Genomic DNA, 26297 nt, shown 5'->3' with positions numbered 1-26297 from the left:
AGAGTCGAGGAAGATAGGAATGCATGGTTATTGGAAAAATGCAGGCGAGGCCGTGGTGCAAATTCGCAAACTCAACCGCAAGCTAGTTTTCGGTGCGGCTGTAAGCGTAATGCTGTCGGCATGTGCATTTGCGCCAGGGATGAAGATGACAACCCCGGCGACGTTACCGGTTAGCGGGCACGATGCGCAGGTACAGCAACCCGACCTTCAAGTACCGATTACGGATATCACGACGAATTTGATTCGAGGCATGCACGAGGCGGACCTCAAGGCGGATGAGGATCAGATTAGAGATCTGGTAGGCAAGGCCCAAGCCTATAAGTTAGGCAAGGGAGATGTACTCCAGATTACCGTGTGGGACCATCCGGAATTGATGGCGGCGCAAGGAGGGGGGCAAAACGTCAGTACTACGCGTCCGGCAGATCCAACTCAAGGATTTGTGGTCGATAACAAAGGCAATGTGCAAGTGCCGTATGGCGGTGTTGTTCATGTCGAGGGAATGCGTATTGATGAAGCCCAGCGAGCTGTAGAGTATTCATTCATGAGGGTATTTGTGAAGCCCCAGGTTACAGTTCGCGTCGCTTCCTATCGCTCTCAGCAAATCTATGTGGACGGTGAAGTGCATTCGCCGGGAGTCGTTCCCGTCAACGATGTCCCGTTGACCTTGAACGAGGCTATCAGCCGCGCTGGTGGATTTAGTCCGACGGCTGACCAAAGTCGGATGGTCGTGGTGCGAAGCGGAAAGTCCTATCCAATCAATTTGACGCGAATCCTTGATCGCAATATAAGTCCGTCGGATATTGTTCTGAAGGATGGCGATTTGTTACGCGTTGTTTCCCGTGAAGAGCACGGCGTATATGTAATGGGCGAAGTAAATAAGCCAACCAGTGCATATCCACTCAGGAGTGGAAAGCTGACATTAAGTGAGGCGATCTCGCAAGCCGGAAGTGTGAATAGCAACAGCGCGGATGCCGCACAAGTATTCGTCGTACGTGGATCAAATGCGACGGCTCCGGAGGTCTTTCATCTCGACGCCCGGTCCCCTGTCTCAATGCTCCTTGCGAACCAGTTTGAGCTTAAGCCACGAGATGTCGTATATGTGGATGGCAATGGCTTAGTCCGATTTAGTCGGGTTTTGAATTTGCTGTTGCCAGCGGTAAACGCCGGCCTAACGGGTGCCGTGTTGTCGAAATGATTATGGCGGTTTGAGGACGTATTATCGATTGTAGTGCTGCAACGCGAGCCGAGACTAATCAAAAGCAACTTGCGGTGAAATGCCGACGAATAGTTTAGATAAGAATTGATCCGCTTGCGGTTGAGCAGGGAGCTGATTCGCATGAGTATTATCATTAATATGATGTAAGCAGAATCGGCGATTAACCATCGATATGGCGAATCAACGCTTAAATAACAGATTGAGGGGTAACGTATGACGCGCAAAGTTGCTTTGATAACCGGTGTCACGGGGCAAGATGGATCCTACCTTGCTGAACTGCTACTGGAAAAAGGCTACGAGGTGCATGGAATCAAGCGCCGCACTTCACTATTTAATACGGACCGAATCGATCATCTCTATCAAGATCCACATGTTTCAGGTCGCAGTTTCGTGCTGCATCATGGGGATCTAACCGATGCGACCAGCCTTGTTCGTATTATTAAGCGTGTGCAACCAGATGAAATATACAATCTGGCAGCACAAAGTCATGTGGCTGTGTCTTTCGAGGAGCCGGAATATACGGCGAACGCAGATGGAATTGGCGCGCTCCGAATTCTAGAAGCGATTCGTATCCTTGGTCTTGATAAAAAAACACGCTTTTATCAAGCATCGACTTCGGAATTATATGGTTTCGTGCAAGAAATTCCTCAAAAGGAAACGACGCCATTCTACCCTAGAAGTCCGTATGCGGTAGCCAAGCTATATGCATACTGGATCACCGTCAACTATAGGGAAGCATACGGTATTTACGCGTGCAACGGGATTCTTTTCAATCACGAGTCCCCAGTCCGAGGTGAAACTTTTGTAACACGAAAAATTAGCCGTGCAATTGCCCGAATCGCAGTAGGACTGCAAGATTGCCTGTATCTGGGGAATTTGTCGGCTCTGCGAGACTGGGGACATGCTCGTGATTATGTCGAAATGCAATGGCTAATGCTTCAGCAAGATGAACCAGAAGATTTCGTTATCGCGACTGGTATTCAATATAGTGTGCGGGATTTTGTCCAATCTGCTGCTGCTGAGCTCGGAATCACTATTAAATTCGAAGGAAGCGGTGTGGATGAGGTGGGGGTCGTAGAGACGGTTGCTGGAAACGAGGTAAATGTCTCGCCCGGCGAAATTATTGTTCGAGTTGATCCTCGCTATTTCCGTCCAACGGAAGTGGAAACATTGCTTGGTGATCCGACGAAAGCGCATCAGAAGTTGGGTTGGAAGCCGCGAACCTCGTTTCAATCATTGGTTCACGAAATGGTTAATGCTGATCATCAGGCTGCCAAGAGGGATGCACTCATAAAATTGGCTGGTTTCAAAACCTTTGCCCACAATGAGTAATTATCGTGAATAAGAAACTTGGTGTTTTTGTTGCCGGACATCACGGGATGGTTGGCTCTGCGATTGTTAGAGCATTGAAGGAATCCGGATACGAGAACATTATCACTCGTTGTCGGAAAGATCTTGATCTAATTTGCCAGTCGCAAGTAGAGAGTTTTTTTAATTCGCAGTCGATTGATGTTGTGCTATTGGCTGCTGCGAAGGTTGGCGGAATAAAGGCGAATGACTCGTACCCAGCCGATTTTCTATACGAAAACTTGATGATAGAGGCCAATGTAATACATTCGGCATTTCGTGCCGGGGTGAAGCGTCTCATATTTCTCGGGTCCTCCTGTATTTATCCTCGTGATTGCGATCAGCCGATTAAGGAAGAATACTTGCTGGGCGGACATCTCGAGAAAACAAACGAACCGTATGCAATTGCAAAGATCGCGGGAGTTAAGCTCTGCGAATCTTATAATCGTCAGTATGGGACGAAGTATGTCTCGCTCATGCCAACGAATCTCTATGGCCCGAACGATAACTATGATCTAAACACAAGTCATGTGTTGCCAGCTTTGCTTAGGAAAGCGCATGAAGCGAAGATGGCTGGAACAGATGTGCTCGAAGTTTGGGGGAGCGGCAGCGCTAGACGAGAATTTTTGTACGTTGACGATCTTGCCGCGGCGGCGATTTTCTTAATGGAAAATGGCGTCGAAAATGGTATTTATAACGTCGGATGCGGTGAAGATATTACTATCGGGCAGCTTGCGAGTTCGATAATGCGCGCGATCGAATGGAATGGGAATATTGTGTTTGACAAAACCAAACCAGATGGAACTCCTCGAAAATTGCTGGATGTGAGCAGACTCGCTAATATGGGTTGGCGGGCAAAGGTTAGCCTCGAAGATGGATTGAAAATGACTTATTCAGCTTTTATGAAAAGCTAGGTGCATATCCGGTTTTTTGAGATTTAAAGGAATCGTTCTGACGACGCACTTTATATAGATTGCGATGCGCTGAAAATTTTCGAGCGGCTTCAATATTAAAGGGCGTGAAGAAGTGAAGGAAGATATGAAAGGACTATCAAACTCAGTAGTGCGTTCAACTGCACTAGGTGGCCTCCTTAGCATATTTTTTTTTGGCGCATTCAGCATTAGTAATCTCTGCGTTGCTCACGAGTTGATGAATAAAGATATCGGAAACTCATATCAATGGCAGATCGGTTCCAGTGCTCTTATGACGAGTGAAAGACTAGCGAACAATATGTTCCTTGGTGGAGCTGCTCCCGGTATGGGAGGGTTTACCTCGACAGGTGGCTACCCCATCCAGGGAGGCGCAGTGACTCCGGAGAACAGCATAGGTGGTTCCGATGGAGGAAGCGCTAGTTCGCTTTTCGGTAATGTGAGGAATGACAGGGTAGGGGCTAGTTATTTGTCCACCTTGGATCGGTCGCTAAACAATCAGACTGCTTATTCGACTTTTCCTGGTCAGGGGCAACTTTATGCTCCGTTGCATGGAAAATCGTCGCCGACAAAGTTGAAGCGCCGTTGTGTAAATTCAAGTTCTAATCAACCGGTATGCCAATTCCCGTAGATAAATGTGGAGCTGGGCCAATATTACTTAATTTGGTGTTGAAATTCTGAATTAAATATTATCCGGGACGCTTCCGTGTATTTTGCTGAGATGAATTCGATTCTTGTCCTCTGCGAGGGAAATGTCTGTAGGAGTCCGATGGCCGGGGCTATCCTGCAAGATAAACTTCCTCAAATAGTTGTGCACACGGCCGGTATCCGACCGATGATTGGGCAACCAGCCGATCCGGTTGCGGTCGGCTTGATGGCAGAGCGAAATCTGGATATTAGCTTGCACCGGGCAAAGCTTTTGAATCGTGAAAAAGTAGTTGCTGCGGCCGTCATATTTGTGATGGAGCGTTGGCAAGAACAGGTCGTGCTTAATTCCTTTCCGCTTGCCCGCGGGAAAGTATTTTGTTTGGGACGCGATCAGTCATCGGATATTCCGGATCCCTACAAATTGGGACTTGATGCTTTTGTGAAAAGTCTTTCTTTAATCGATGCTGGGGTAGACAAATGGCTTGGGCCACTGACTCATCTTTTCAAACGGGCGCAATGAGAAATGAAAATGGATAACATTAGCACGCCAGTTCAACAGAGATTTACGGAAGAAGATGGTCAACTCGACCTCGGCCATATGTTGGACGTGATGTACGATTATCGATGGATGATGGGAGGGGTAATTCTCGTTATCTTCTTGATCGGCGCGATCTATGCATTCACCGCAACGCCAGTTTATCGGGCCGATATACTTGTGCAAGTTGAAGAGAATCCGAACTCAACGCGTAGCTTGCTATCTGACGTGAGTACGTTATTTGATATCAAGTCGCAAGCCAGTACCGAAATAGAAATTATCAAATCGCGCCTGGTGGTTGGGAAAGCGGTGAATAACCTGCGGCTCGATATCGATGCAGAACCTTTGCGGTTTCCCTTTTTGGGGGAATGGATTTCTCGATTCAACTCTACGATAAGTAAGCCCGGGTTATTTGGATTTGGCGGATTTGTATGGGGAAGGGAGTCGATTAAAGTTTCGAAATTTGATGTGCCACCGTCATTGTATGGAAGGGAATTTCAACTAGAATTGGCTAATGGCGGTCATTATTCATTAATTGATAAAGAGCACAATCTCGCATATCGTGGTGAAATTGGTCATCGTTTGGTGGCCACTTCCCCTTTCGGCGAGATAAATTTGTTAGTGGATTATGTCCATGGAGCACCTGGTGCACGTTTTACGCTGATTCAACGGTCACCTGTTGGGACGGTTGCTGCTCTTCAAGGCAAGCTGCAGATCGCCGAAAAAGGTAAGGAGTCGGATGTCATCGGTGTTGCTCTGGAGGGGGAGCGGCCAGCACATATTGCTGACATTTTGACCGAGATTGCCAAGGAATATATTAATCAAAATATTGAGAGAAAATCGGAAGAAGCGCAAAAGTCGCTCAAATTTCTAGATAAACAACTTCCGGAACTTAAATCGAGGCTCGAGGCGGCCGAACAACGATTCAATAGCTTCCGTGTCAAAAATAACACCGTGGATCTTAGCGGAGAGGCTGCTTCGACGTTGCAAAACTCTGTAACGCTTCAATCAGCACTGCTGCAATTGGTGCAACAACGTGACGAACTGGTAACAAAATTCACGCCAAACTATCCTTCGGTTAAAGCAATCGATGCGCAAATAGCAAGATACAAAAATGCGATAGCGGAAAACGAAGCGAGGACGCGTGCGTTGCCGCCACTGGAGCAGCAAGTAGTTCGCCTTCAGCGAGATGTGTTGGTTAACACAAGTTTGTATACAAATTTGCTTAACAATTATCAGCAGCTACAGTTAATTAAAGCGGGAAAAATCGGAAATGTCCGATTGGTTGATTCAGCTACCACGTCTGACGTTCCAGTCAAACCTCGCCGTGCGGTCATTATTGGGGTATCCGTGATCCTCGGACTCATCGTGGCTGTGGCGACAGCATTTTTGCGCCGTGCAATCTTTGGAGGATTGGAGTCAGCTAACGATATTGAAAATCGAATTAATCTTCCGGTTTATGCAACTGTGCCTGTAAGTGAAAATCAGCGGACACTTGTAAGGAGTCGGCAGCGAGATGGTCAGTCGGGAATATTGGCTGATATTAAATCGACCGATCCGGCAATCGAAAGCTTAAGAAGTTTTCGAACTGCGCTTCAATTTACGTTAGCGGAAGCGAAGTCGAATATTCTTCAGATAACCGGGGCGACGCCCAATATGGGCAAGTCATTCATATCTTTAAATCTGGCGGCGGTACTTGCTGATTCTGGGTGTCGGGTCTTGCTCATCGATGCCGATTTGAGGAAGGGGGCATTACATACCGCGTTGGGACAACAGAGAGAAAATGGGCTTTCCGAAATTATTGTACAAGGACGCACCCTTGAGGACGTAGTTCGGCGAGATGTTCGCAGTAATCTCGACTTTGTCGCGACTGGTGAAATTGTTCCGAATCCAGCCGAAGTAATTTCTTCAAAGAAGTTCGCGCACTTCCTAGAAAGCATGACCGGGAGGTACGATATCGTTTTAGTTGATTCGCCACCTATTTTGCCAGTTGCGGAAACGTCCACAATAGCGATGCTTGCGGGTCTGACTTTCTTGGTCGCTCGACGAGGTGTTTCGACAATCGGCGAGCTGGATGAGGCGAAGAAGAGATTAACGCAAGTTGGCGTAAATCCGAAAGGCATTATCTTCAATTGCGTAGTACCACGCCCGGGGCGTTATGGATATAGCGACGGTAGATATCGCTACTCATATTACACTTACGCCGGGTACTTGAACGAGAAAGCGTAAGCGATGAATCTCGACGAGATATTGTCCATCTATGGAGGTTGATTATGGAGACCATCGGCCTCTTTGTTGACATTGCCGCGTTTCTATTTTGTTTGTTCCTATTCTTGGGGCAAAAGAGAAGTTGTAGTATGTTTAGCCCTCTGTTTTGGTATTTGATATTCCATTTTGTGGTATTTATATTTAGACCGGCACTGGGGGAATTGTTTGATTTCAATGCTGTCTGGGATTATATCGGGGTAACCCCGGATGAAAGTGATCTCGCACTCACTCATATCGTCGTAGCGGCGGGTTTGATCTCGTTCACAGGCGGATATTTTTTTTCCATCAATAAAAAGAGTGCTGTTTATTCTGAAAAGACAACTCAGAATTATGCAATCAGCACAAAGACGGTCGTAATAGTTTGGCTCATTCTTGGCCCCATAGCGATTTATTCTATGTTGTCGGCGGGTCTGGGGATTTCTGCGGGGGGAGCGAACTACGCAAATATGACGACCGTTAATAATATATCTATTAATACGAATGAAAATGGATATATTTTGGATGCTCAATTTCTTCTAGTAGGTCTGTGCGTGATTCTTTTGTATCAGCAGGGTTTTAAGGCCAGGAGCTTTATGCCATTGCTCGGTTTCTTCTTTATTCGATCTTATGTTGGTGGGGGACGATGGTCGATCGTTCTTACAACCTTAGCGGTTGCATTATTGTATCTGTATTCCAAGAAGAAGTATTGGCCTCCGCGTCGTTGGATCTTCTATGGGCTTCCAATCTTCGCTCTCTTCGGTGTTCTGGGACAAGATAGATCATTTATTCGAGGGTTGATTGACCCATCCCTCGCTAGCACCACAGTCGAGCACTCGATAGGCGATAGTTTGCTAATTCCGTTTCAAGGACCGGACTTCGCAAATTTTGATACGCTTACGATAATACTAAAATTTGTTCCAGCGGTAACAAAGACATATACGTACGGTGTTCAATATTTGCAGATCTTCACCGAACCTATTCCACGTGTTTGGTGGCCGGGGAAACCAGTCGGGGCGCCAATTCAGCTTTTTAACTTGAACGACTACGCCAACTTCTTTGGCTTGACACGGACTTCGGTTGGCGATGCTTGGACTAGTGCAGGAATCGTTGGCGTTGTACTACTGCACGTCGCATACGGGATGTTCTTTGCGACGACATATAATTGGTTTATGCGGAATTCGCATAAACCGATAAACGCAATGATGTATATTTGCTTTTGTGCGTTGTTTATTCAGTTTTTCCGAGACGGCTGGATTATCTCATTTTTCAAATTTCCGGCGCTTACGATCGCACCGGTTGTATTGGCGGCCGCAGTGAATAAATTTTTAGGTATCAAAAGGGGACGGCAGTCTCTGATAAACGATACTGACCGCTTCTCTGCACCAGCTAACCGTAGCTAACACCGTAAATATTGGATTTTTGAACTTCGTAGCTCCCAATTTAGGGTGACGTTGATGTTTACTGAGGGACATCGTGAGAAAATTTAGCGTAATTCTTCGGCAAGTCCCTTTATTTATTGTGTGGGCAGTGTTTCTTTCTGATTCTTCGCTCGGCTCCAAATTTGATCAAGTAGGGCAAAGGACGCAGGGAAAGTACGTTTTTGCTCACTATATGGTTTGTTGTCCAGTGAAGGGGCCAGGGGCAAGCGTTGATGATTATAAGGACGAGATACGTTCGGCGCAGAAATATCATATCGATGGATTTGCACTGAATTGCGGACACTGGAATGAGGTAGAGCCGGAATATAAAAAGCGCGTACTCCGAATCTATGAGGCTGCAAAAGAGTTAGGAACTGGTTTCAAGTTATTTATATCTGACGATGGATTGAGTCGTCAGGAGCTCGAAGATATCGTTGACACGTTGAGTAATCAACCAAATCAATTTTATTTCCGTGGAAAATTTGTTTTGTCAACTTTTTCGAGAGAGGGAAAGGATAATAGACAAGGCAAAGAGTTGATGGAATTTGCAAAAAACAAAAGGTTGTTTTTTATTCCATTTTTCTATACGAGACCAATAGTTTTCCCGCTGATCTCCGATCTTCTAGCTGAAAATCTGATCAATACATTCCCCGACATTGATGGATATTTCTATTTTGCTGCAGGAACGAGGTCTGATCAAGTCGTAAATTCCAATATAAATTTATCTCGAAGTCTCCACGAAAGAAAAAAAATATTTATGGCGGGAATTTATCCGTATTACCGCGGAAATTCTACAAACTATAGATTGTTTGACACAAAGGGATTTCAAGGTATGGAGGATCAGTGGCGATCTGCCATTGATGTAGGTGCCGATTGGGTAGAGCTGGTAACGTGGAATGATTGGAACGAATCGACGTATATGGCTCCATTCGGAAGTCCGGATACGACGGCGCTCACTTGGGGTACAGCCGGGAAATTGCTCTCTCATAGCGCCTATCTAGAAGCAAGCAAGTACTATATTGATTGGTTTAAAGCCGGTGTGCCACCGCATATCTCCACCGACCAACTCTACTATTTTTATCGACTGGCACCGATGAAGTTGAGTGCGACGGTAACGCCGAAGGAATTTTCCGATATGGGTCGTCCTAAAAATGTATCCACATTGGAAGATCGTGTTTACGTGACGGCTTTTCTAAAGTATCCAGCAACTTTGATTGTGGAAATTGGTGGCGATCATTCGACTTTCAATTTGCAGGCCGGACTGCAAAACGTCGACGTACCGTTCGAATTCGGCCGACCGACATTTACTTTGATCCGCAATGGAAGTGTGATTTTAAAAAAAACAGGAGAGCAGGAGATCTCGGATTCAGACAGTAGTTCGAGATTCAATTATTTTTCTGGTCACGCATTGGTGGAGGAGACGTTCCGATAGGTAACGTTCGCTGGTCGATACGATTTTTTGATTTCTGAACTAGATGGGTGTCGGTGATATGAATGACTATCATTTTATGCGCCGAAGCGGAGTGACCTCATGAATTTACCTCAAGATCTAAGTCGTTTTGTCATGCCGCGGGGATTCCGAGGACGTCACGCAGTAATTGTGCAATTATGGTGGATTGTCCAGGCAACATTATTTAGATGCTCGCCACAAATTGCGTATGGATTCCGGCGTATGTTATTAAGGGCATTTGGCGCAAAAATCGGGAAGCGAGTTCTCATAAGACCGTCCGCAATTATTACGTATCCTTGGAAGGTACAGATTGGAGATTTCGCGTGGGTTGGCGATAACGTACACATCTATAGCCTAGGTGATATTTCAATCGGGGCGCATTCAGTAGTTTCGCAAGGGACATATTTGTGCGGTGGAGATCACGATTATCGATCGGTTGATTTTCCGATTCGTGGGGCCGGGTTAAAAGTGGGATCGGGTGTCTGGATTGCGACTGAGACATTTGTCGCACCTGGAGTAATTATCGGGGACGGTGCAGTGGTGGGTGCTCGTAGCGTGGTTATAGGAAATATGCCAGCTCACATGATTTGTGCCGGCTCACCTGCGAAGCCCATCAAGAATAGAGTTTTGTTTAATGAGCGGGATGGGGCAGGCTGATTTTTGTGAGATATTGTTTTAGATTATTTTTAATCAAAAGCATTCAATAATTGATTGATGAATGAAATATCGGCGCCGGAATAGAGACATATGAGCCTAGGAGCAAGAATCGGAAAAGGGATCCTGGTCAATGGATTTGGACAGGCTGTCACGATATTGGGGCAGCTCATAATATTGCCGACACTATTGATCCATTGGGGCGCCGAGCAGTACGGGGCATGGATCATTTTAAGCGTTATCCCACAATATCTTGCGTTAAGTGATATGGGATTTAGCTCCGTGGCGGGAAATGAGATTGCCATGGCACTCGGCCGCAAGGATCTGATGAAAGCAAAAAATGCTTTTCGTGGGGCACTTGTGGCGAACATTGTCGCGTGCATTGCGGTGATTTTCCTGACTTGCCTGTTAATAATACTGCAAAGTCAGTTTCAGATATTACCTATTCACGGATTTCGGGAAGACTCTTCAGTCATAATTTTGCTTATTTTCGGGATTCAGGTTTGTTTGACTTTTTTTCAAAATTGTAGTGTTGCCAGTTTTCGTGGGGGTGGACAATATCCCTACGGTGCATTTCTAAATAATGTCCAACGCCTTACGGAAATTATGGCGACTGTATCTTCGGCTCTGCTCGGCGGAAGTCCAATAGTAGTAGCGCTATCTGTTTTGATCGTTCGGATAATCTTTGTAATTGGGATGTTTCGCCAGTTAGCCGTTCGGTTTGAGTGGGCGAGGTTTGTTTTATCGAAAGACGGCTTACTAGTGGCTCGGCGATTGATACGCCCCTGCCTAGGTTATATGGCGTTGCCTGCCAGCGTCGCCGTGTCGCAAAGTGGAAGTGTCATGCTAATCGGATACATGTTTGGACCGTTACAGGTAATTGTATTTACCGCCATGCGTACTCTCGCGCGTTTATTGGTTCAGTTGTCTACGGCGATCAACTCACCCATAGTTCCTGAGATTTCGTCAGCCTATGCTTCCGAAAATATGCCTTTGGTCAGAAAGTTACACGCCGCGGCAATGCGAGCGGCATTGTTTATCGGAATGCTGGTGGGTGCGAGCATGATTTGGCTGGCTCCATTCATTTTCGACCACTGGACAAAAGGGAAGGTCGTTTTTGATATAAATCTATTTATACCATTATTGATTGCGGTTATCCTGAATATGTTGTGGGGTACCAGCGCTATTGTTTTGCTGGCAGTTAACTTGCATACCAGATTCACCCTATGGGCATTGATTTTCTCCATCTTCGGTCTCGCGGCTTGTTATGTGATCGCGAAAATATCTGGATCACTTTCAATGGCGGCGTATGGGCTCGCTTGGCAAGAGTTGATTATGCTAATCATAGTTTTGAGAAGTTCATTAAAACTAATAAGCCAAAATAGAATTGAGTTTTTATCTTCGATATTTTTAGTGAAGATGGTTAATATTTCGTGAGGAAAATTGAAAAATTTGCGACGCATGACATCGATGCATTGGTGTCGATTGCAGAGTGAAAGGATAATTTAAATTGAGAAGTATTTTGTGTAGAAGTAAATTGTGTTTGAGGTGGGGCTGGTTTGTCATATTAACATCCATGTGGATGTGCCGGAATGTTGTTGAGCGCTGCAGAGATTTGTTTTTTGTGTTCGAGTCATCAACAAGCATTATGTTGTGGGCTGCGACTTTTTCGCGATAATGGTCGTGATGTTGGTGTCCGCTGGTATTTTTTATAAAGCGGGAATTATATATGAGGCATGTCAATTTTAGATCAGATATTCAGGGGCTTCGGGCGATAGCCGTGCTTTCTGTCGTGTTGTTTCACGCTAACAAATCGCTTATTCCAGGTGGATACGTAGGCGTTGATATATTTTTTGTGATATCTGGATATCTGATTAGCAGAACAATTTTGGGTGAAATTGAGCGGGGAGAATTCTCGATTGCCGAATTCTATCGACGTAGGGTACGAAGGATATTTCCCGCGCTATATTCGGTATTGTTTTTCTCGATGATTTGTGGGTATTTTCTGCTTTCTCCAAAAGATTTTATGGAGTTAAGTAAAACCGTAGTCGGTTCTATCTTTTTCGTCTCAAATATTGTTTTTCTTCACCTCTCCGGATATTTCGACGGCTCTGCTGAGCTGAAGCCGCTTTTGCATACGTGGTCGCTGGCTGTCGAGGAGCAGTTTTATATTCTACATCCCCTGATTCTGATTTTAATTTTTAGAATTAGAAAGGAATTGTACATTCCTGTTGTGCTAGTTCTTATGCTCGTGTCGCTTTCTATTTCGGTATGGATGTTACATCAACATCCGGGTGCGGCTTTTTACTTGACGCCGCCTAGATCCTTCGAGTTACTGATTGGGGCATTTTGTGCTGCACCAGGATTGAGTCTTTTGAAAGGTCGTAAGAGTAATGAGATTTTGGCCATTTCTGGAATTATTCTTATTGCCAGTGGCCTGATTTTATATAATGAACGAGTTGCCTTTCCTGGATTTGCTGCGCTAGTGCCATGCGTTGGGGCTGCGGCGATTATTTGTGCGAACGCAAAATGGCAGACGTTTGTTGGAAGAGTGATTTCGAATAAGGTGTTTCTATTTTTTGGTGACATTTCATATTCGTGGTACCTTTGGCATTGGCCGGTTCTAGTTTTTTTAAAGCATATTTATGGCGATGAATTGTCGCCAACCGAAATTGGTATGGCCATAATTATCGGGTTAATTGCGGCGGTGCTTTCTAGATATTATGTCGAACGTCCTTTTTTGGGCGTCAAAGCGGCCAGGACTCCTGTTTTGAAAGTGGGGGTAACTATTATGGTGCTTGGATGTATTGCTCCAATAGTTGTTGGTGCGTCGCAAGGAATGCCAAACCGATTTTCTACCGATGCTCAAAGACTATTTAATGCGTCAAATGATTATAATGTGCGACGCGTAGAGTGTCATAGTGATGGATCGAGAATTATTCCCTATTCAAATAATTGTACATTTGGGGCGAAGAATGTGCCGCCTAGTATCGCAATATGGGGAGACAGTCATGGCGCAGAATTGTCTGTTGCGTTAGGGCAGAAGCTCGTGGCGAACGATCAATCGGTAATGGAAATCACTGCTTCTGCCTGTCCGCCCTCAATAGGATATTCAATTGAGAGTAGGCCATTTTGTGTAAAGCATAATAATGATACGCTTGTACATCTTCTTGAAGATAGGAATATAAAACAGGTCGTCATGGTAGCGAACTTCTACAGATACAGAAGTTTCGCGTACGCAGATATGCTGGACGGATTCAGAAGGGCAGCGCTTGCTTTGGACCGGGCAGGTAAGAAGGTGATTGTACTGTATCCGATACCGGTTCAATCATTCGATCCACCAGCCATTTTGGGCGTCGCTGCTCAAGATGGCAGGAATTTGAATTCATATGGTTTGAGCGAGAAGATATACCGCGCAAAAAATTCAGCCGTATTTGAAATGCTCGAATCACTTGAAAGGGATAGTAGTGTTAGGGGAATTTATACGCAAAGATACTTGTGCGATTCGGTGTGCCATGTATACGCACCTGATTTTGGCGTTCTTTACTTCAACGAAGATCATTTAAGTATTAGTGGAGCAAAAATACTGGCTGAGGCTATTGTTGAATTGAAATAAATAGGAGAGTGGATGGTTGTCGCCGAATAAGATGTTTTCTCTCATTTCAGTTGAGGGGGCTCTAATTTGGCGATTTTTTATTTTGTCAATTGACGTTTTGATTTGCGGCGGACTACCGTGAGGTGGCATAGCACATAAATAAATGTCAAGGCTTACGTAGAAAGTGATGTTGCAAAATAAAAAGGTACTGAGGGGATGGGTGATCGAAGATCCGTGTCATTCGGAATGTTATTGATGCGCCGACTGGCGTCAGTTTTCAACTGTGCACTTGTGCGGCATTGATGGCGGACTTGGCCGGGATCGATGTCGGCTGTGGTGCGATAGAACTGTACGATTAGCCATGGCAGTATGACGGGGGGCCGCGAGCGCTCGGAAACATGTGGCGGTCATATTGGTAAAGCTGTTCCGCCAATACTTAGTATATTCCCGTTTCGAAGTGTAGCGACTGCGACTTCGCGTGCGTCAGACATCGCGGCAGTGAACCGCTGTAATCGAGCCACGAGTTCTTAGAACATATTGTCGACAACAAATTGACCTCGGAAATCGCGCAAGAAGCAATACGAGTCGCGTCCCGGCTCCCAAACATCACGACGCACCTTGGACCTTGTTACTGACCGGATTGAGTACTGCATCAAGGCCTCGACCTCGTCTGGTTGATGAAGGTCTTTTGGGACAAGGTGGTTTAGCCATCTACGACTGCATGATCTGGCTGTTCGAGTCAAGGTATTGGCCGCTGGGCGATGGGATTGTTTGATATTAAAAGATAGTCGCGCGGCCGAGTTCGCAGTGTATTCGCCAACTGATGGATCTGGATACCGAGGGAAAATCCCATCGAATCAGATTGCTTCGATAACCCGCTCTTAATGAATAAGTTGACGAAGATGAAGATATTATTTATTTCTCATGCATTTTATCCGTCGGTTGGCGGAATTGAAGTAAATTCGGAAATTCTGGCTCGAAATTTCGTAAATCTTGGGCACGATGTAGTTCTCGTTACCCAGACTCCATCGAAATGCGAAACATCGTTTCCGTTCGCGGTCATCCGCCGGCCGGGTGTATGGCAGAGAATTGGATTGATAATGTGGGCGGATGTTATTTTTCACAATAATCCGTCTCTTCGGTATGCATTAATCGGAATTTTGCGATATAGGAAAACGTATGTCGCGGTAAGAACTTGGATCGCTGGAGTTGATGGTAAGCCAAGTTTTAGAAGTAGATTGAAAAGGCTTTTTCTTCGTGAAGTGAAAGGTCGAATTTATGTAAGTAAGGCCGTTGCGACAGACTGTGAATACGCCGGAAACGTAATTGGGAATCCATATAGAAATTCGGTATTTCGTAATGAAATTGCCTACGACAGTAGACCGCGAGAGTTCTTGTTTGCGGGGCGTCTCGTCAAGGATAAAGGGGCCGATATTTTTATCCGGGCTCTAGCACAAGCAAGTTCGACAATAAAGATTTCGGGAGTAACCATAGTTGGTGAAGGTGAAGATAGATCTGAATTGGAAGTTCTTGCGCATTCTCGGTGCCCAGACATCGAAATCGATTTCGTTGGAAAGAAAGATGCTTCCGAAATCGCATCAATTTATAACCAGCACAAGATATTAGTGATTCCGTCTCGTTGGGCTGAGCCTTTCGGAAATGTTGCATTGGAAGGTCTGGCATGCGGTTGCATAGTAATAGTATCAGATGGCGGTGGGTTGCCGGATGCTGTCGGAGAATGTGGTCTTGTGTTTCGCCGCGACGATGTTGAGGATCTGGTTAGTCAGATGATTCGTGCTCACGAAAATAGAGACCTTCGAGATAATTTATTTAGTAAATACCAGGTGCATTTGTCTCGGCATGTTGAATCCGCTGTTGCAGAAAGATATTTGGAAGTCGTATCAAATAAAGTTGCTCCGAATTGGAGCTAGTTTTATAGGTTATTGAGAAATTGATGGGCTATTTCATGTGCTTGATGATGTATTGAGCAAGTTCTCGAATTGATATTTTTTTGAATTTGAGTGGGCGTAATATGCGAATCCTTTTTGTGATTGGGAATCTTAGTGATTATCACATCCCTCGATATAAATCTTTTGCCGATTTGTGTGTCGAGCGAGGATTCGAGGTCAGATTAATTGAGGTGTACGGGGAATCTGGGCTATACGAATATCCTCAGAGCAGCAGAGATTCTTTTCAGCGCGATATAAAATACGATAAGAGGACTTTATTCCCAAATCTTAAGGAGGGTTTGGTGCGGGGTTGGCGTTTGTTGAGGGCGATAAGAGTCGAAGTAAGTGATTTTTCCCCTGATGTGATAGTAACGCTGGGATACAACACAAATTATTCTATATATTTGGCCTTTGGTAAAATATTTCATGGCTACAAGATAATTTTTACTTCAGATTCGAAGGCTGACGACGGGAGAAGGTCGATTTGGAAAGAGAAATTAAAGGGATTAATTGTTTCGCGCTTTGATGGTGCTTTGGTCGCCGGAAATAAACATCGGAGATATGTAAAAGGTCTGGGGATTCCAATGGATCGCTCTCGAGTTGGATTTGACGTGATCGATGTGGAAATGTTTGGAGAAATAGCGGCAAAAGCAAAGCTGGATGAATTTTCTGTTAGAGAGACCCTTTGTTTGCCCGATCGATATGTTCTGTGCGTTAGTCGATTTATCGATAGAAAAAATATTATTGGTGTCTTGGAGGCATTCGGAAAAGCAAATGAAAGGAGTGAGTCCGTTTGTTTAATCTTGATCGGTGATGGACCTCTGGAATCAACCATCAGGGAGAGGGTTGGCGCACTGGGACTTGAGGATAAGGTAATAATGCGGGGCAGTGTTTTGAACATAGAGATGCCAAAATATTACGCGTTGGCGGAGTATTTGGTTCTTGGAAGTAAGTATGATCAATGGGGTATATGTGTTAGTGAAGCGATGGCGTCTGGTATTCCTACGATCGTAACTTCGACTTGCGGATGCGCAGACGAAATCGTGATCGACAATGAGACGGGCTTTGTTGTGGCGCCGGATGACGTTGATGCGCTGTCTAAAAAAATGATCGAATTGTTGGAAGAGGCGTCTACGAGACATAAGCTTGCACGGCGAGCAAAAATGCTTATTCGAGATTGGTCTCCGGGACTCTATGCAACAAATTTGCTTGATCTGGTGAAAGTGATTTCTTGAGATTATAAAAATTATAAATTTATCGAGCTATTTATCACATTGCCCAGAAGTTGACAGGCATAGAGTTGAAGGAATTTTATTGTGGCCAGTCGGGATTATCTTTTTACGACTGTTGAATTTTAGATTGTCTTGGTTGAGGTTCTTAAATGAAGGGCAAACCTACTGTGTTCATGATCGGCGCATTTCCACCGCCGGTTCATGGCTTGTCAAATATGAACCAGACCATGATGGAAAGACTTCGGCAATGCGCAAATGTGATTCCGTTTGATACGACTTGGAGGGGTAGTTCAAAAAATAAGATTGCGTCGACGTTTCGTCGCTTTCTTGATGGTGTGAAGCTAATAGTGAATTATTGTTTTTTGATGATTTCGCATCGGCCTGTTTCACTTTACGTTGCTCTTTCGGGTGGGAAGGGGCAAATTAGAGATTCAATATTTCTGGTTATTGGTAGATTTTTGGGTGTGCGGGCCTTTGTTCATCACCATAGCTTTAGATACATTAACAAACGAGACTGGGTGACTTCTATAATATTTTCAATTTCGGGAAAGGTGACGCATATTGTGCTCTGTGAGGACATGGCGGCGCGGCTCCGAGATCGGTACGGTGGTCTGGTAACGGACGTACGGGCAATTTCGAATGCGGAAATTATCGGGATGAAATTGAGTCCTGGCATTAAGGTTGAAAAAAATGTTAACCGTTCGGGGTTGACGATTGGTTTTTTGTCAAATATTACGCGGGAAAAGGGAATATTTAGATTATTTGATATTGTTGATAAGTTGAGGGACGAGGGTGTCGATCTGAAGGTAATAATTGCTGGTCCCCTTGATGAAAGTATTCGGGAGCAATTTGAGTTGTGCGTGCGTTCCGAGGATAGGGTCGACTATATTGGCCCGGCCTACGGCGAAAAGAAGGAGTTGTTTTTTGGATCAATTGATCTGTTGGTGTTTCCATCCGCCTACGAGAATGAGGCAGAGCCATTAACTATAATAGAAGCGATGAGCAGGATGATTCCAGTGATCGCAACATCAAGAGGATGTATTCGATCACTATTGGTAGCCGGTGGGGGAGTGACTTATCCTGATGATTCTGATTTTGAGGGAAGAGTCGCTGATTTTATAAAATATTTATCTGAGAATCCTGTGCACTACGAGAAACTGTCAAGGGAAGCATTCGAGCGTGCCATGTACCAGACTTCAGTTAGCCATAACATTGGAGAGTTGGTGTCGGCACTGCTCGGAGGGTAGGCTTGCTGAAGCCGGCGTTATTTGTATGAGATGTTGGGCTCGTATGTTTTGTTGATCGGGAATCTATATGATGCTCTCAAGGCCTCTCGTTGGAAGAAACATAGATTTGCTGCGCGGTGTGGCAGCACTTTTCGTTCTATTTTTGCATGCTCGAGAAATATTTTGGATTGGAATGCGTGCTTTTTGGTTGGAGGGGCCGGGAGCAATCTCTGCATCTAGGATTTTTGGATATGCTTCTTTCCCGCTCGTATGGGGGTCGATTGGAGTGCCCGTTTTTTTTGTGTTGAGCGGTTATTGTATTCATCGTGGATATGCTGGAGATTCGAAGGCTAATTTTTTGTTTCGAGATATGGCGTTGAGGTTTTGGTTTAGGCGTTTTGTTAGGATATATCCGGTATTGTTTGCGGCATTGATTGTTACGTTAATTCTCGATTATTTGACTTTGAAGCTATTGCCGGGTTATGTGAGAGTTGGTGATTTATCAATTCGGGATTTTTTTGTTAATTTGCTCGCATTGCAGGGAGTGGTTGGAGGGGTATTTGGTTCTAATGGCGCATTGTGGACCTTGTCTATCGAAATTCAATTCTACATCGTATATCCATTTTTGCTTATTTTGATTAGGGCATGGGGTGTTCGGAATGTTATGTTTTTTGTTCTGATGGTAAATGCGATTTCGTGTATTGTTTTACATGAAAGTGGAGTCAAGGTGTTTGCCTCTTATTGGTTTTCGTGGTACCTGGGTGTGCTGGTTGCGGAGGGGGAGGTTGATAAATATGCGAGAGAGATGAGGGTGCGGTTATCGGGTGGTGTTTTTCTATTGGTGGTGGGGTGTATTTTATTTTTTAAGCTTCCTTTTGTTGCATTTCAAGTGTGGTCGTTGTCGTTTGCCTTGTTTCTTGGTGTGATATTGGTTGTTAAAGATTGGAGTGGATTAGCGGTTACGTTATTGGAAGGGGTTGGTAAGTTAAGTTATTCGTTGTATATTACGCATTTGCCGTTATTGGTTTTTTTGTCGGCGATTTTGTTTCGTGGCGTTCGGCAGGAAAATATTGGATGGGTGGCTTTGGCTGGCTTATTGGCTATCGGGTTTTCGTATGTTTTTTATCTTTTCGTTGAGAAGCCGGCAATTGATTGGCTTTCAAAGAAATCGAGGCGTCAGAAATATATGATTTTCGGGTCTTGACTTTAAATTTACTTGTCGCCAAGCTGGCGTGAAAATTATTCAATGAATTGAACTGTTGCTTCGGAGAAGTGCTCATCGCGTTTGCCATTCGGTTTGTTGTAGCCAGTGAAGCGACAGCATCAACGTAGCGTCGCTGATGCTGTCGCTGATGGCATCAGCGACAAGTTTTGTTGACTCAGTTGCGTCGTGACACGCGTGTCACGAATTTCGATTCGTAATTTCTAGCTTAAGCAGTTCAAGTATAGGTTGCGCAGCTTATCGGCATACTGATTCCAGTTGTGAGTTTGCGTCGCGGCAAGGATCGCCTGTTGAGAGAACTCTCTCACTTTTTCCGGAGAATTAGCCATTTCGTTGATCGCGTCAGCAAGCTCAATGGAGGAACCTGCGGGGATAATCTTTCCGGTGCGGTCGTGCTCGATAATCTCCGCAGCCCCCGATTCGCGCGTGGCAATGATGGGAAGTCCAGTCGCAAGGGCCTCGCATAGAACGACTGCCAAGCCTTCCTCGAGTGAAGGCAGCACGAAGAGATCAGCCGAATTATAGTGCTCGTTGAGTTCGGCATTGTCTACGCGAGGAATGTGCTTGAAGAGATGCTGATAGCTAGCCAGTAGGGGCTTTATTCGTGGATCTATTTGGCCGATCAGCGTAACGTGTAGTCGTTTGTCATCAAGCTTCTTAATTGCCTCAAGAAGATAGAGTTGACCCTTTCGTAGTGTTATCTGACCGACACATAGAATGTTGAAGCTATCTTTGAGTGATGTATTTTTTTCTAAAGGGTGGAACCTATTGACATTGGCGGCGTAGGGAATCACCTTGATGATATTTGGCGGAACGCCCTGCTGGACGAAAGATTCACGGACAATTTCAGAAGGCGCGAGTACGTAATTATACATTTCTAACTCATCGATGAGCCTTTGCTGTTGTCGGTTTATTCTGTTTTCATGCTGAATCCCGCGCTTGCTTTCCTCTTGAGTCAGGATTTCGTCGTGATAGATTGGATGTGTATTGACGACCTCGCCGATTACGATTGAACCTTCCTGCTTTGCTCGCTTCACAATTTGCAGTGATGTGCCATGTGCCATCACGTGCAGCAATGGTGTCGGGCGCCAGTTCAGTTGGACGCCGATCTGCCAAAGGTCGTGGTATGTCGGATACAGCGTGTCGCTGAATCGACCCTTGAGCAGCTTCGCGTGTGCTCGGAGCGCGTATTCCTTGAGCCAGACATTTACCGCGCGGCTATGTGTTAAGGAGAATGCGGAGTTGCGTATTTTATGGGAGTAGTAAAATGTATCAAGGATCCCAAATTCGTCTAATTTTTCAACATAGTTGTGAAAATGGAATCGCCCGCATACTGCAACGCTAACCTTCATAATTCGGTGCTCCGTGCAAAATTCTGTTAACGCCGAATGAGTTATCCAGGTGTTCTGTCAAAGTAATGGCGTCCGTCTCTAGTGGTCTGTTGTAATGTACGTTACCGATGCTCAGCATGCCCGTCCAAAGCGCTATAGCGCAGGCTGGTTCGCGTCGGTTTGATTCGGAGCATCCGTAATGTGGATGTGACAATTTCATTTCCCGCTAATTTGCGGTTTTATACCACTTTCCGCTCGACCAGCGCGCGCACACGAATAAGGTCGGAAGCCGCTAGAGTCAGCAGGGAAGCTACTCGGCTCGCTCGCGGCTGATATACATCGCCTGGCGTGCTCGATGTATTTTTGTTTGCGCCGACCGATACGTGGTTCGCCCAATGTGTTTTGCGATCATCAATCGCTGTGCTACATGCGGCGTCACGTTAGCGTCCCGGCACGCCGCCAGGAAACCCGTCTCGGTTGACATTTGTTAGCTAGGAATTATCGGGGCGCGAGAGGAGGGCATGCGAAAGATTGATAGTCTCGAGTCGACATGTCGCTCCCCTTGCGCTGCCCACACAAACGTCGTTCCTACCCCCGCGCCACCTTCAACGTCGTCTCTGCTTCACGCGTCCCCCCCACACCCGCCCGCCCAATACTGTAATACTCGACCCCCAACTCCCGCATCGTCTCCGGCTCATAAAGATTCCGCCCATCGAAAATCACCGGCTCGCTGAGCAACTCGACGAGCGCCGCAAAATTCGGGCTCTTGAACACCTTCCACTCCGTGACGATCACGAGCGCATCGGCCCCTGCAGCGGCCTCTTCCGACGTCGTCACGAACTCGAGCCGCGAATGTGCAGCCGGATCGTCGCTGAGATCGAGCGCAAGCACGCGCCGCGCCTCATCCGTCGCAACAGGATCGTAAGCACGCACGTTCGCACCACGCTTCAGAAGCCCAACCACGAGCTCACGGCTCGGCGCTTCCCGCATATCATCGGTATTGGGCTTGAACGCAAGCCCCCACACCCCGAACGTGAGCCCCGACAGATCATCCCCGAAGCGTTCCGAGATCTTCTCGAGCAGCACCTTCTTCTGCGCATCGTTGACTGCCTCGACGGCTTCCAGAATGCGCAGCGCCTGCCCGTACTCGGCGGCGGTTTGCACCAACGCTCGCACATCCTTCGGAAAACACGAACCGCCGTAACCCACGCCGGCGTAAAGGAAGTCATACCCGATCCGCGGATCCGACCCAATCCCCCGGCGCACGGCTTCGATATCCGCGCCGACGCGATCTGCAAGATTCGCGAGCTCGTTCATGAACGAGATCCGCGTCGCCAGCATCGCATTCGCCGCATACTTGGTGAACTCCGCCGAGCGCACGTCCATGTAGCGCGTACGCTCGTGATTGCGGTTGAACGGCGCATACAGCCGCTTCATCTGTTCGCGAGCGTGCTCGCCGGCCTCGTCGGCGTCGGTGCCGATCACGATACGATCGGGCCGCATGAAATCGTCGACGGCAGCGCCTTCCTTCAGGAACTCCGGATTCGACACGACCGAGAATTCGTGGCGCAGGCCGCGGCGGGTCAGCTCGGTTGCGATCGCATCGCGCACGTGCAGCGCGGTGCCGACCGGAACGGTCGACTTGTCGACCACCACCTTCGGCCCGCTCATATACCGTCCGATATTGCGCGCGGCGGCGAGCACATACTGCAGATCGGCGGAGCCATCCTCGTCGGGCGGCGTGCCGACCGCGATGAACTGGATGTCGCCGTGCGCGACGCTGGCTTCGATGTCGGTCGAGAATTGCAGCCGGCGGCTCGCACGATTGCGATCGATCAGCTCTTTCAAGCCGGGTTCGTGAATCGGTACGCCGCCGCCGTTCAGGATATCGATCTTGCGTTGATCGACGTCGACGCAAAACACGTCGTTGCCGATTTCGGCAAGGCATGCGCCCGTCACGAGGCCTACGTAACCGGTACCGATGATGGTGATTTTCATGTTGCCGTATGGAGAGGAATCGATTGCGGGTTCAAAAATCCGGATGCCGTGCGCCTGACACGTCGGCATTGGACGGCTCGGGACGCAATGCGCGCAACCTGGTGTCGAAATCGCTCAACACCGCGTCACGCGACAGGACGGCCTCGGCGAATCTGCGCCCGGCCTGTCCCAGGCGAGTGCGCTCGGCCGCATTGGCGGCGAGCGCGTCGATACTCGATGCAAGCGTTTCGGAATCGCCCGGCGGCACGACGATCCCGCGCGGCGCGACCACGTCATGCAGCTCCGTCCCCGGGCTCGCCATCGCGATCACGGGCCGCCCGCTCGCGAACATCCCGGTCAGCTTCGACGGCATGACGAGGTCGGCAGCGTCGGCGCGTTGCGGGAGGACGTGAATGTCGGCCAGATTCAGCAGCTCGTTGAGCCGGCCGATAGGCTGCAGCTCGATGAAGCGGCAGTTCCTGAGGCCGCCGCAGCGCATGAGGAGCTCGGCGCGCGCGGGCCCGTTGCCGCAGAAGACGAACACCAGATTGTCGCGCGATACGAGTCGTTGAGCCGCGTCGGCGAGAATATCCAGCCCTTGCTTGGCACCCATGTTGCCGGAATAGAGCACTACCGTCGCGGCGGGAGAGATGTACAACGCCGTTCGCAGCTCGCTCGGCCGTTTGAGCGGATAGATCGAGTGGGTGTCGGCCCAGTTCGAGAAATGCACGAGCTTGCTTGAATGAATCCCCTTGCGCAGCGCGTGCTCGACCATCTTCCCGGAGATCGTCGACACGGTATCGAAGCGCTTCAGCAGCGTACGCTCGATGGCAAGCACGGCGCGCTTCAGCAGAGATCCCTTGAGCATTCCGAGGCTGAACGCCGCATCGACCTCGTAATCCTGGATATGGATCCACGCGTGGGCGCCGGTCAACCGTGCGACGAGCCAGCCGGCTGGCGCGTTCAGCAGGCTCGGCGCGATGCACACGACGACGTCGGGCCGCCAGAACGCATGCCGCAGCATGACGGGGAAGCTCGAAAGCGCGAAGCTCGCGAGATGCGCGATGCGGCGCGCGCCGCTCGGTCGCGACGGAACCCACAACGGTGCGCGCCAAAGCGCGACGCCGCTGCGTCGTTCGGTCGAGTAGCTCAGCGCCGAGTGGCCGCTGGCGACCCGCCATTCGGGGTAGTACGGCGGTGCACACACGACGCGCACGGTGTGGCCTTTTTCGACGAGTGTTTCCGCCATCTCCGCGGTGTACTTGCCGATGCCGGTCAGCTCGGGCGCGTAGTTGATGCCGTATACGAGGATCTTCATCGGCTCCCAGCGAAAGATAAAAATGGTGCGGTGCGTTATAAGCGCATTGTCGGTAATGCTTATCGTGCGAGTCCGACAGAATGTTGATCGGTGCCGCCAATCGTCTGCGGCGGCCGTGTGAATCGTGGGCGAGATTGCACGCCGCGGGCAGCGTTACCCGATGCGGCAGACAGTCGTCAGAAAAGACGCGTGCAGACCAGCGGCGAATACATCTCGATAGCCGCCTGAATCGGCGCGTGATATCCGTAGGCGAGGGCGGACACGGCAAGCGTCGAAGCCACGGCGAGCGGACGCATGGCCGGCGGCAGGATCGGTGCGTCCGTCCATCGTTTCAGCAACACGACGGTAACGAGCGCGCCGAGCATCCACCCCGCGATCACCTCGGACGCGCTATGTGCATCGTCGCGTACGCGTGCAACGCCGATCGTCGCGGCGAGGACGAGCCCCGGCAACAGCGCCGGGCCAGGGCGAACGTTCCACCCGTCGTGCAGCATCAGCAGGCACGCCATCGGCCAGACAGTCGCGGCAAGCATCGTATGCCCGCTGATCATGCGGAAGTTCATCGACCGGATCTGCAACCCGCATCCGGCGTAGAGAACTTTCGTCAGTCCGACGGCGAGCATCGCGACGGCAAGCAGCACGACCCACGACAACGCAATGCGCCAGCCATACATCGAACGAGTGAGCCACGCGAAACAGATGGCGGCAAGCGGCAGCGTCAGCGCCGCGTCACCGAGGTTGCCGATAGCGAGCCACATGTCCGGTCCTCGCTGGACGAAACGGAGTTATCGATCGCTCGTGGGATGAAAAGCCGGCAACGCGATGCGCCGCGTGTCACCACGGCGCACGATCGGCATCAGACGACCAGCTGTTCCGACATCCGCGCAAGCAAATACCGCTCGAAGTCCGCCGCAACCTCCGGATGCCGCAGCGCGAACTCGATCGTCGCCTTCAGGTACCCGAGCTTGCTGCCGCAATCGAAGCGCGTGCCGTCGTAGCGATACGCGAGCACCTGTTCATCGGTGAGCAGCGACTGGATCGCGTCGGTCAGTTGCAATTCGCCGCCCGCGCCGGGTTTGAGCCCGCGGAGATGCTCGAAGATCTTCGGTTTCAATACGTAACGGCCGACCACGCCGAAGTTCGACGGCGCATTCGCCGGTTCGGGCTTCTCGACGATGCCGGACAGCTTGAAGAGATCGTCTTCCCAGCGCTTGCCGTCGATCACGCCATAGGATTTCGAATCTTCGGGAGCGATTTCCTCGACCCCGATGACCGACGCATGATAGTGATCGAAGACGTCGATCATCTGGCGTAACACCGGCTTCGGGCCATCGAGCAAATCGTCGGCGAGGATCACCGCGAACGGATTGTCGCCGACGAGCTTCTCCGCGCACAGCACGGCATGGCCGAGCCCGAGCGCTTCGGCCTGGCGCACGTAAAAGCAGTCGACATGGCTCGGCTTGATGCTGCGCACCAGCGACAGCAGCTTGTCCTTGCCGCGTGCCTCGAGTTCGGCCTCGATCTCGTACGACTTGTCGAAATGATCCTCGATCGCGCGCTTGCTGCGTCCGGTCACGAAAATCATCTCCGTGATGCCCGCTTCGATCGCTTCCTCGACCGCATACTGGATCAATGGTTTGTCCACGACCGGCAGCATTTCCTTGGGACTGGCCTTGGTGGCCGGCAGGAACCGCGTGCCCAGGCCGGCGACCGGAAAGACGGCTTTCGTCACTTTCAACATAGTGGTAATTCCATGAGTTCGGAATGAAGAGCAGACAACGTCGAGGTGCGATGTCGGTGTCCGGACGCAACAAGAGATTCGAAGTCGCACAGGACGCAATTGCCTGGCCGCGCACGTGCGATTCGGGAAATCCTAATGTGTTCGGAAATAAAGCGGCGACTGAATCTTGGGCGAATCCGACAGGTTGATTGCGAAACCATACGTTGGCGCAAGAATTATTTTGAAACAGTGTGCAAATGGCCGGCTCGGCGTTATATAGCGG

General features: G+C 48.5%; 19 protein-coding genes. 14 read left to right on the top strand and 5 right to left on the bottom strand.

The genetic code is table 11. The features are described 5' to 3' along the window. Window positions 1-19: 19 nt before the first annotated feature. The 14 genes from PL79_RS28390 to PL79_RS28325 all read left to right on the top strand — a co-directional run bounded on the left by PL79_RS28390 (window position 20) and on the right by PL79_RS28325 (window position 19650). The gene (locus tag PL79_RS28390; RefSeq protein WP_415750473.1) at window positions 20-1195 is read left to right on the top strand and encodes a polysaccharide biosynthesis/export family protein; all 1176 of its coding nucleotides are present in this window, start codon (window positions 20-22) and stop codon (window positions 1193-1195) included. A 234-nt stretch (window positions 1196-1429) separates the two neighbouring features. Then, entirely contained in the window at window positions 1430-2548 is a 1119-nt protein-coding gene (gmd, locus tag PL79_RS28385; RefSeq protein WP_044846976.1) for a GDP-mannose 4,6-dehydratase, read from the top strand. Between the two features lie 5 nt (window positions 2549-2553). Further along, window positions 2554-3477 carry a GDP-L-fucose synthase family protein gene (locus PL79_RS28380; RefSeq protein WP_044846975.1) on the top strand — a complete coding sequence of 308 codons (924 nt, stop codon included), beginning with the start codon at window positions 2554-2556 and terminating at the stop codon, window positions 3475-3477. A gap of 736 nt (window positions 3478-4213) precedes the next feature. After that, window positions 4214-4660 carry a low molecular weight protein-tyrosine-phosphatase gene (locus tag PL79_RS28375; protein WP_044846974.1) on the top strand — a complete coding sequence of 149 codons (447 nt, stop codon included), beginning with the start codon at window positions 4214-4216 and terminating at the stop codon, window positions 4658-4660. Between the two features lie 9 nt (window positions 4661-4669). Continuing rightward, a complete protein-coding gene (locus tag PL79_RS28370) occupies window positions 4670-6904 on the top strand; it encodes a polysaccharide biosynthesis tyrosine autokinase (RefSeq protein ID WP_193759886.1) in 2235 nt (744 codons plus the stop codon). A 44-nt stretch (window positions 6905-6948) separates the two neighbouring features. After that, window positions 6949-8322 carry an O-antigen polymerase gene (locus PL79_RS28365; protein ID WP_135801164.1) on the top strand — a complete coding sequence of 458 codons (1374 nt, stop codon included), beginning with the start codon at window positions 6949-6951 and terminating at the stop codon, window positions 8320-8322. Window positions 8323-8395: 73 nt separating this feature from the next. Continuing rightward, window positions 8396-9772 carry an endo-1,3-alpha-glucanase family glycosylhydrolase gene (locus tag PL79_RS28360; RefSeq protein WP_135801163.1) on the top strand — a complete coding sequence of 459 codons (1377 nt, stop codon included), beginning with the start codon at window positions 8396-8398 and terminating at the stop codon, window positions 9770-9772. 99 nt (window positions 9773-9871) lie between these two features. Then, the gene (locus PL79_RS28355; protein ID WP_044846971.1) at window positions 9872-10447 is read left to right on the top strand and encodes a putative colanic acid biosynthesis acetyltransferase; all 576 of its coding nucleotides are present in this window, start codon (window positions 9872-9874) and stop codon (window positions 10445-10447) included. 90 nt (window positions 10448-10537) lie between these two features. Next, the gene (locus tag PL79_RS28350) at window positions 10538-11881 is read left to right on the top strand and encodes a lipopolysaccharide biosynthesis protein (RefSeq protein ID WP_135801162.1); all 1344 of its coding nucleotides are present in this window, start codon (window positions 10538-10540) and stop codon (window positions 11879-11881) included. Window positions 11882-12173: 292 nt separating this feature from the next. Then, window positions 12174-14060 carry an acyltransferase family protein gene (locus tag PL79_RS28345; RefSeq protein ID WP_082088646.1) on the top strand — a complete coding sequence of 629 codons (1887 nt, stop codon included), beginning with the start codon at window positions 12174-12176 and terminating at the stop codon, window positions 14058-14060. 863 nt (window positions 14061-14923) lie between these two features. Continuing rightward, the gene (locus PL79_RS28340) at window positions 14924-15970 is read left to right on the top strand and encodes a glycosyltransferase family 4 protein (protein ID WP_082088645.1); all 1047 of its coding nucleotides are present in this window, start codon (window positions 14924-14926) and stop codon (window positions 15968-15970) included. Between the two features lie 101 nt (window positions 15971-16071). Further along, entirely contained in the window at window positions 16072-17223 is a 1152-nt protein-coding gene (locus PL79_RS28335; RefSeq protein WP_044846970.1) for a glycosyltransferase family 4 protein, read from the top strand. Window positions 17224-17369: 146 nt separating this feature from the next. Next, window positions 17370-18467, top strand: a complete 1098-nt coding sequence (locus tag PL79_RS28330; protein WP_082088644.1) for a glycosyltransferase family 4 protein — start codon at window positions 17370-17372, stop codon at window positions 18465-18467. Between the two features lie 67 nt (window positions 18468-18534). Next, on the top strand, window positions 18535-19650 hold the full coding sequence (locus tag PL79_RS28325; protein ID WP_044846969.1) for an acyltransferase family protein: 1116 nt from the start codon (window positions 18535-18537) through the stop codon (window positions 19648-19650). 221 nt (window positions 19651-19871) lie between these two features. On the opposite strand, the gene PL79_RS28320 is transcribed toward PL79_RS28325, so the two are convergent. The 5 genes from PL79_RS28320 to galU form a co-directional block, all read right to left on the bottom strand. After that, entirely contained in the window at window positions 19872-21020 is a 1149-nt protein-coding gene (locus tag PL79_RS28320) for a glycosyltransferase family 4 protein (protein WP_082088643.1), read from the bottom strand. A gap of 567 nt (window positions 21021-21587) precedes the next feature. Beyond that, window positions 21588-22997, bottom strand: coding sequence for a UDP-glucose dehydrogenase family protein (locus PL79_RS28315; protein ID WP_044846967.1), 1410 nt, complete (start codon window positions 22995-22997; stop codon window positions 21588-21590). 31 nt (window positions 22998-23028) lie between these two features. Beyond that, the gene (locus PL79_RS28310) at window positions 23029-24294 is read right to left on the bottom strand and encodes a glycosyltransferase WbuB (RefSeq protein WP_044846966.1); all 1266 of its coding nucleotides are present in this window, start codon (window positions 24292-24294) and stop codon (window positions 23029-23031) included. Between the two features lie 176 nt (window positions 24295-24470). Further along, window positions 24471-25052: a phosphatase PAP2 family protein gene (locus PL79_RS28305; RefSeq protein ID WP_044846965.1), complete on the bottom strand. Its 582-nt coding sequence runs from the start codon at window positions 25050-25052 to the stop codon at window positions 24471-24473. A gap of 98 nt (window positions 25053-25150) precedes the next feature. Beyond that, a complete protein-coding gene (gene galU / locus PL79_RS28300) occupies window positions 25151-26035 on the bottom strand; it encodes a UTP--glucose-1-phosphate uridylyltransferase GalU (RefSeq protein ID WP_044846964.1) in 885 nt (294 codons plus the stop codon). Window positions 26036-26297 lie beyond the last annotated feature (262 nt).

This window comes from Burkholderia sp. USMB20, from assembly GCF_000949135.2.
In the GTDB taxonomy this organism is placed as follows: domain Bacteria; phylum Pseudomonadota; class Gammaproteobacteria; order Burkholderiales; family Burkholderiaceae; genus Burkholderia.
The sequence above is the reverse complement of the archived record's forward strand: the minus strand, read 5'-3'. Positions and strand labels throughout refer to the sequence as shown.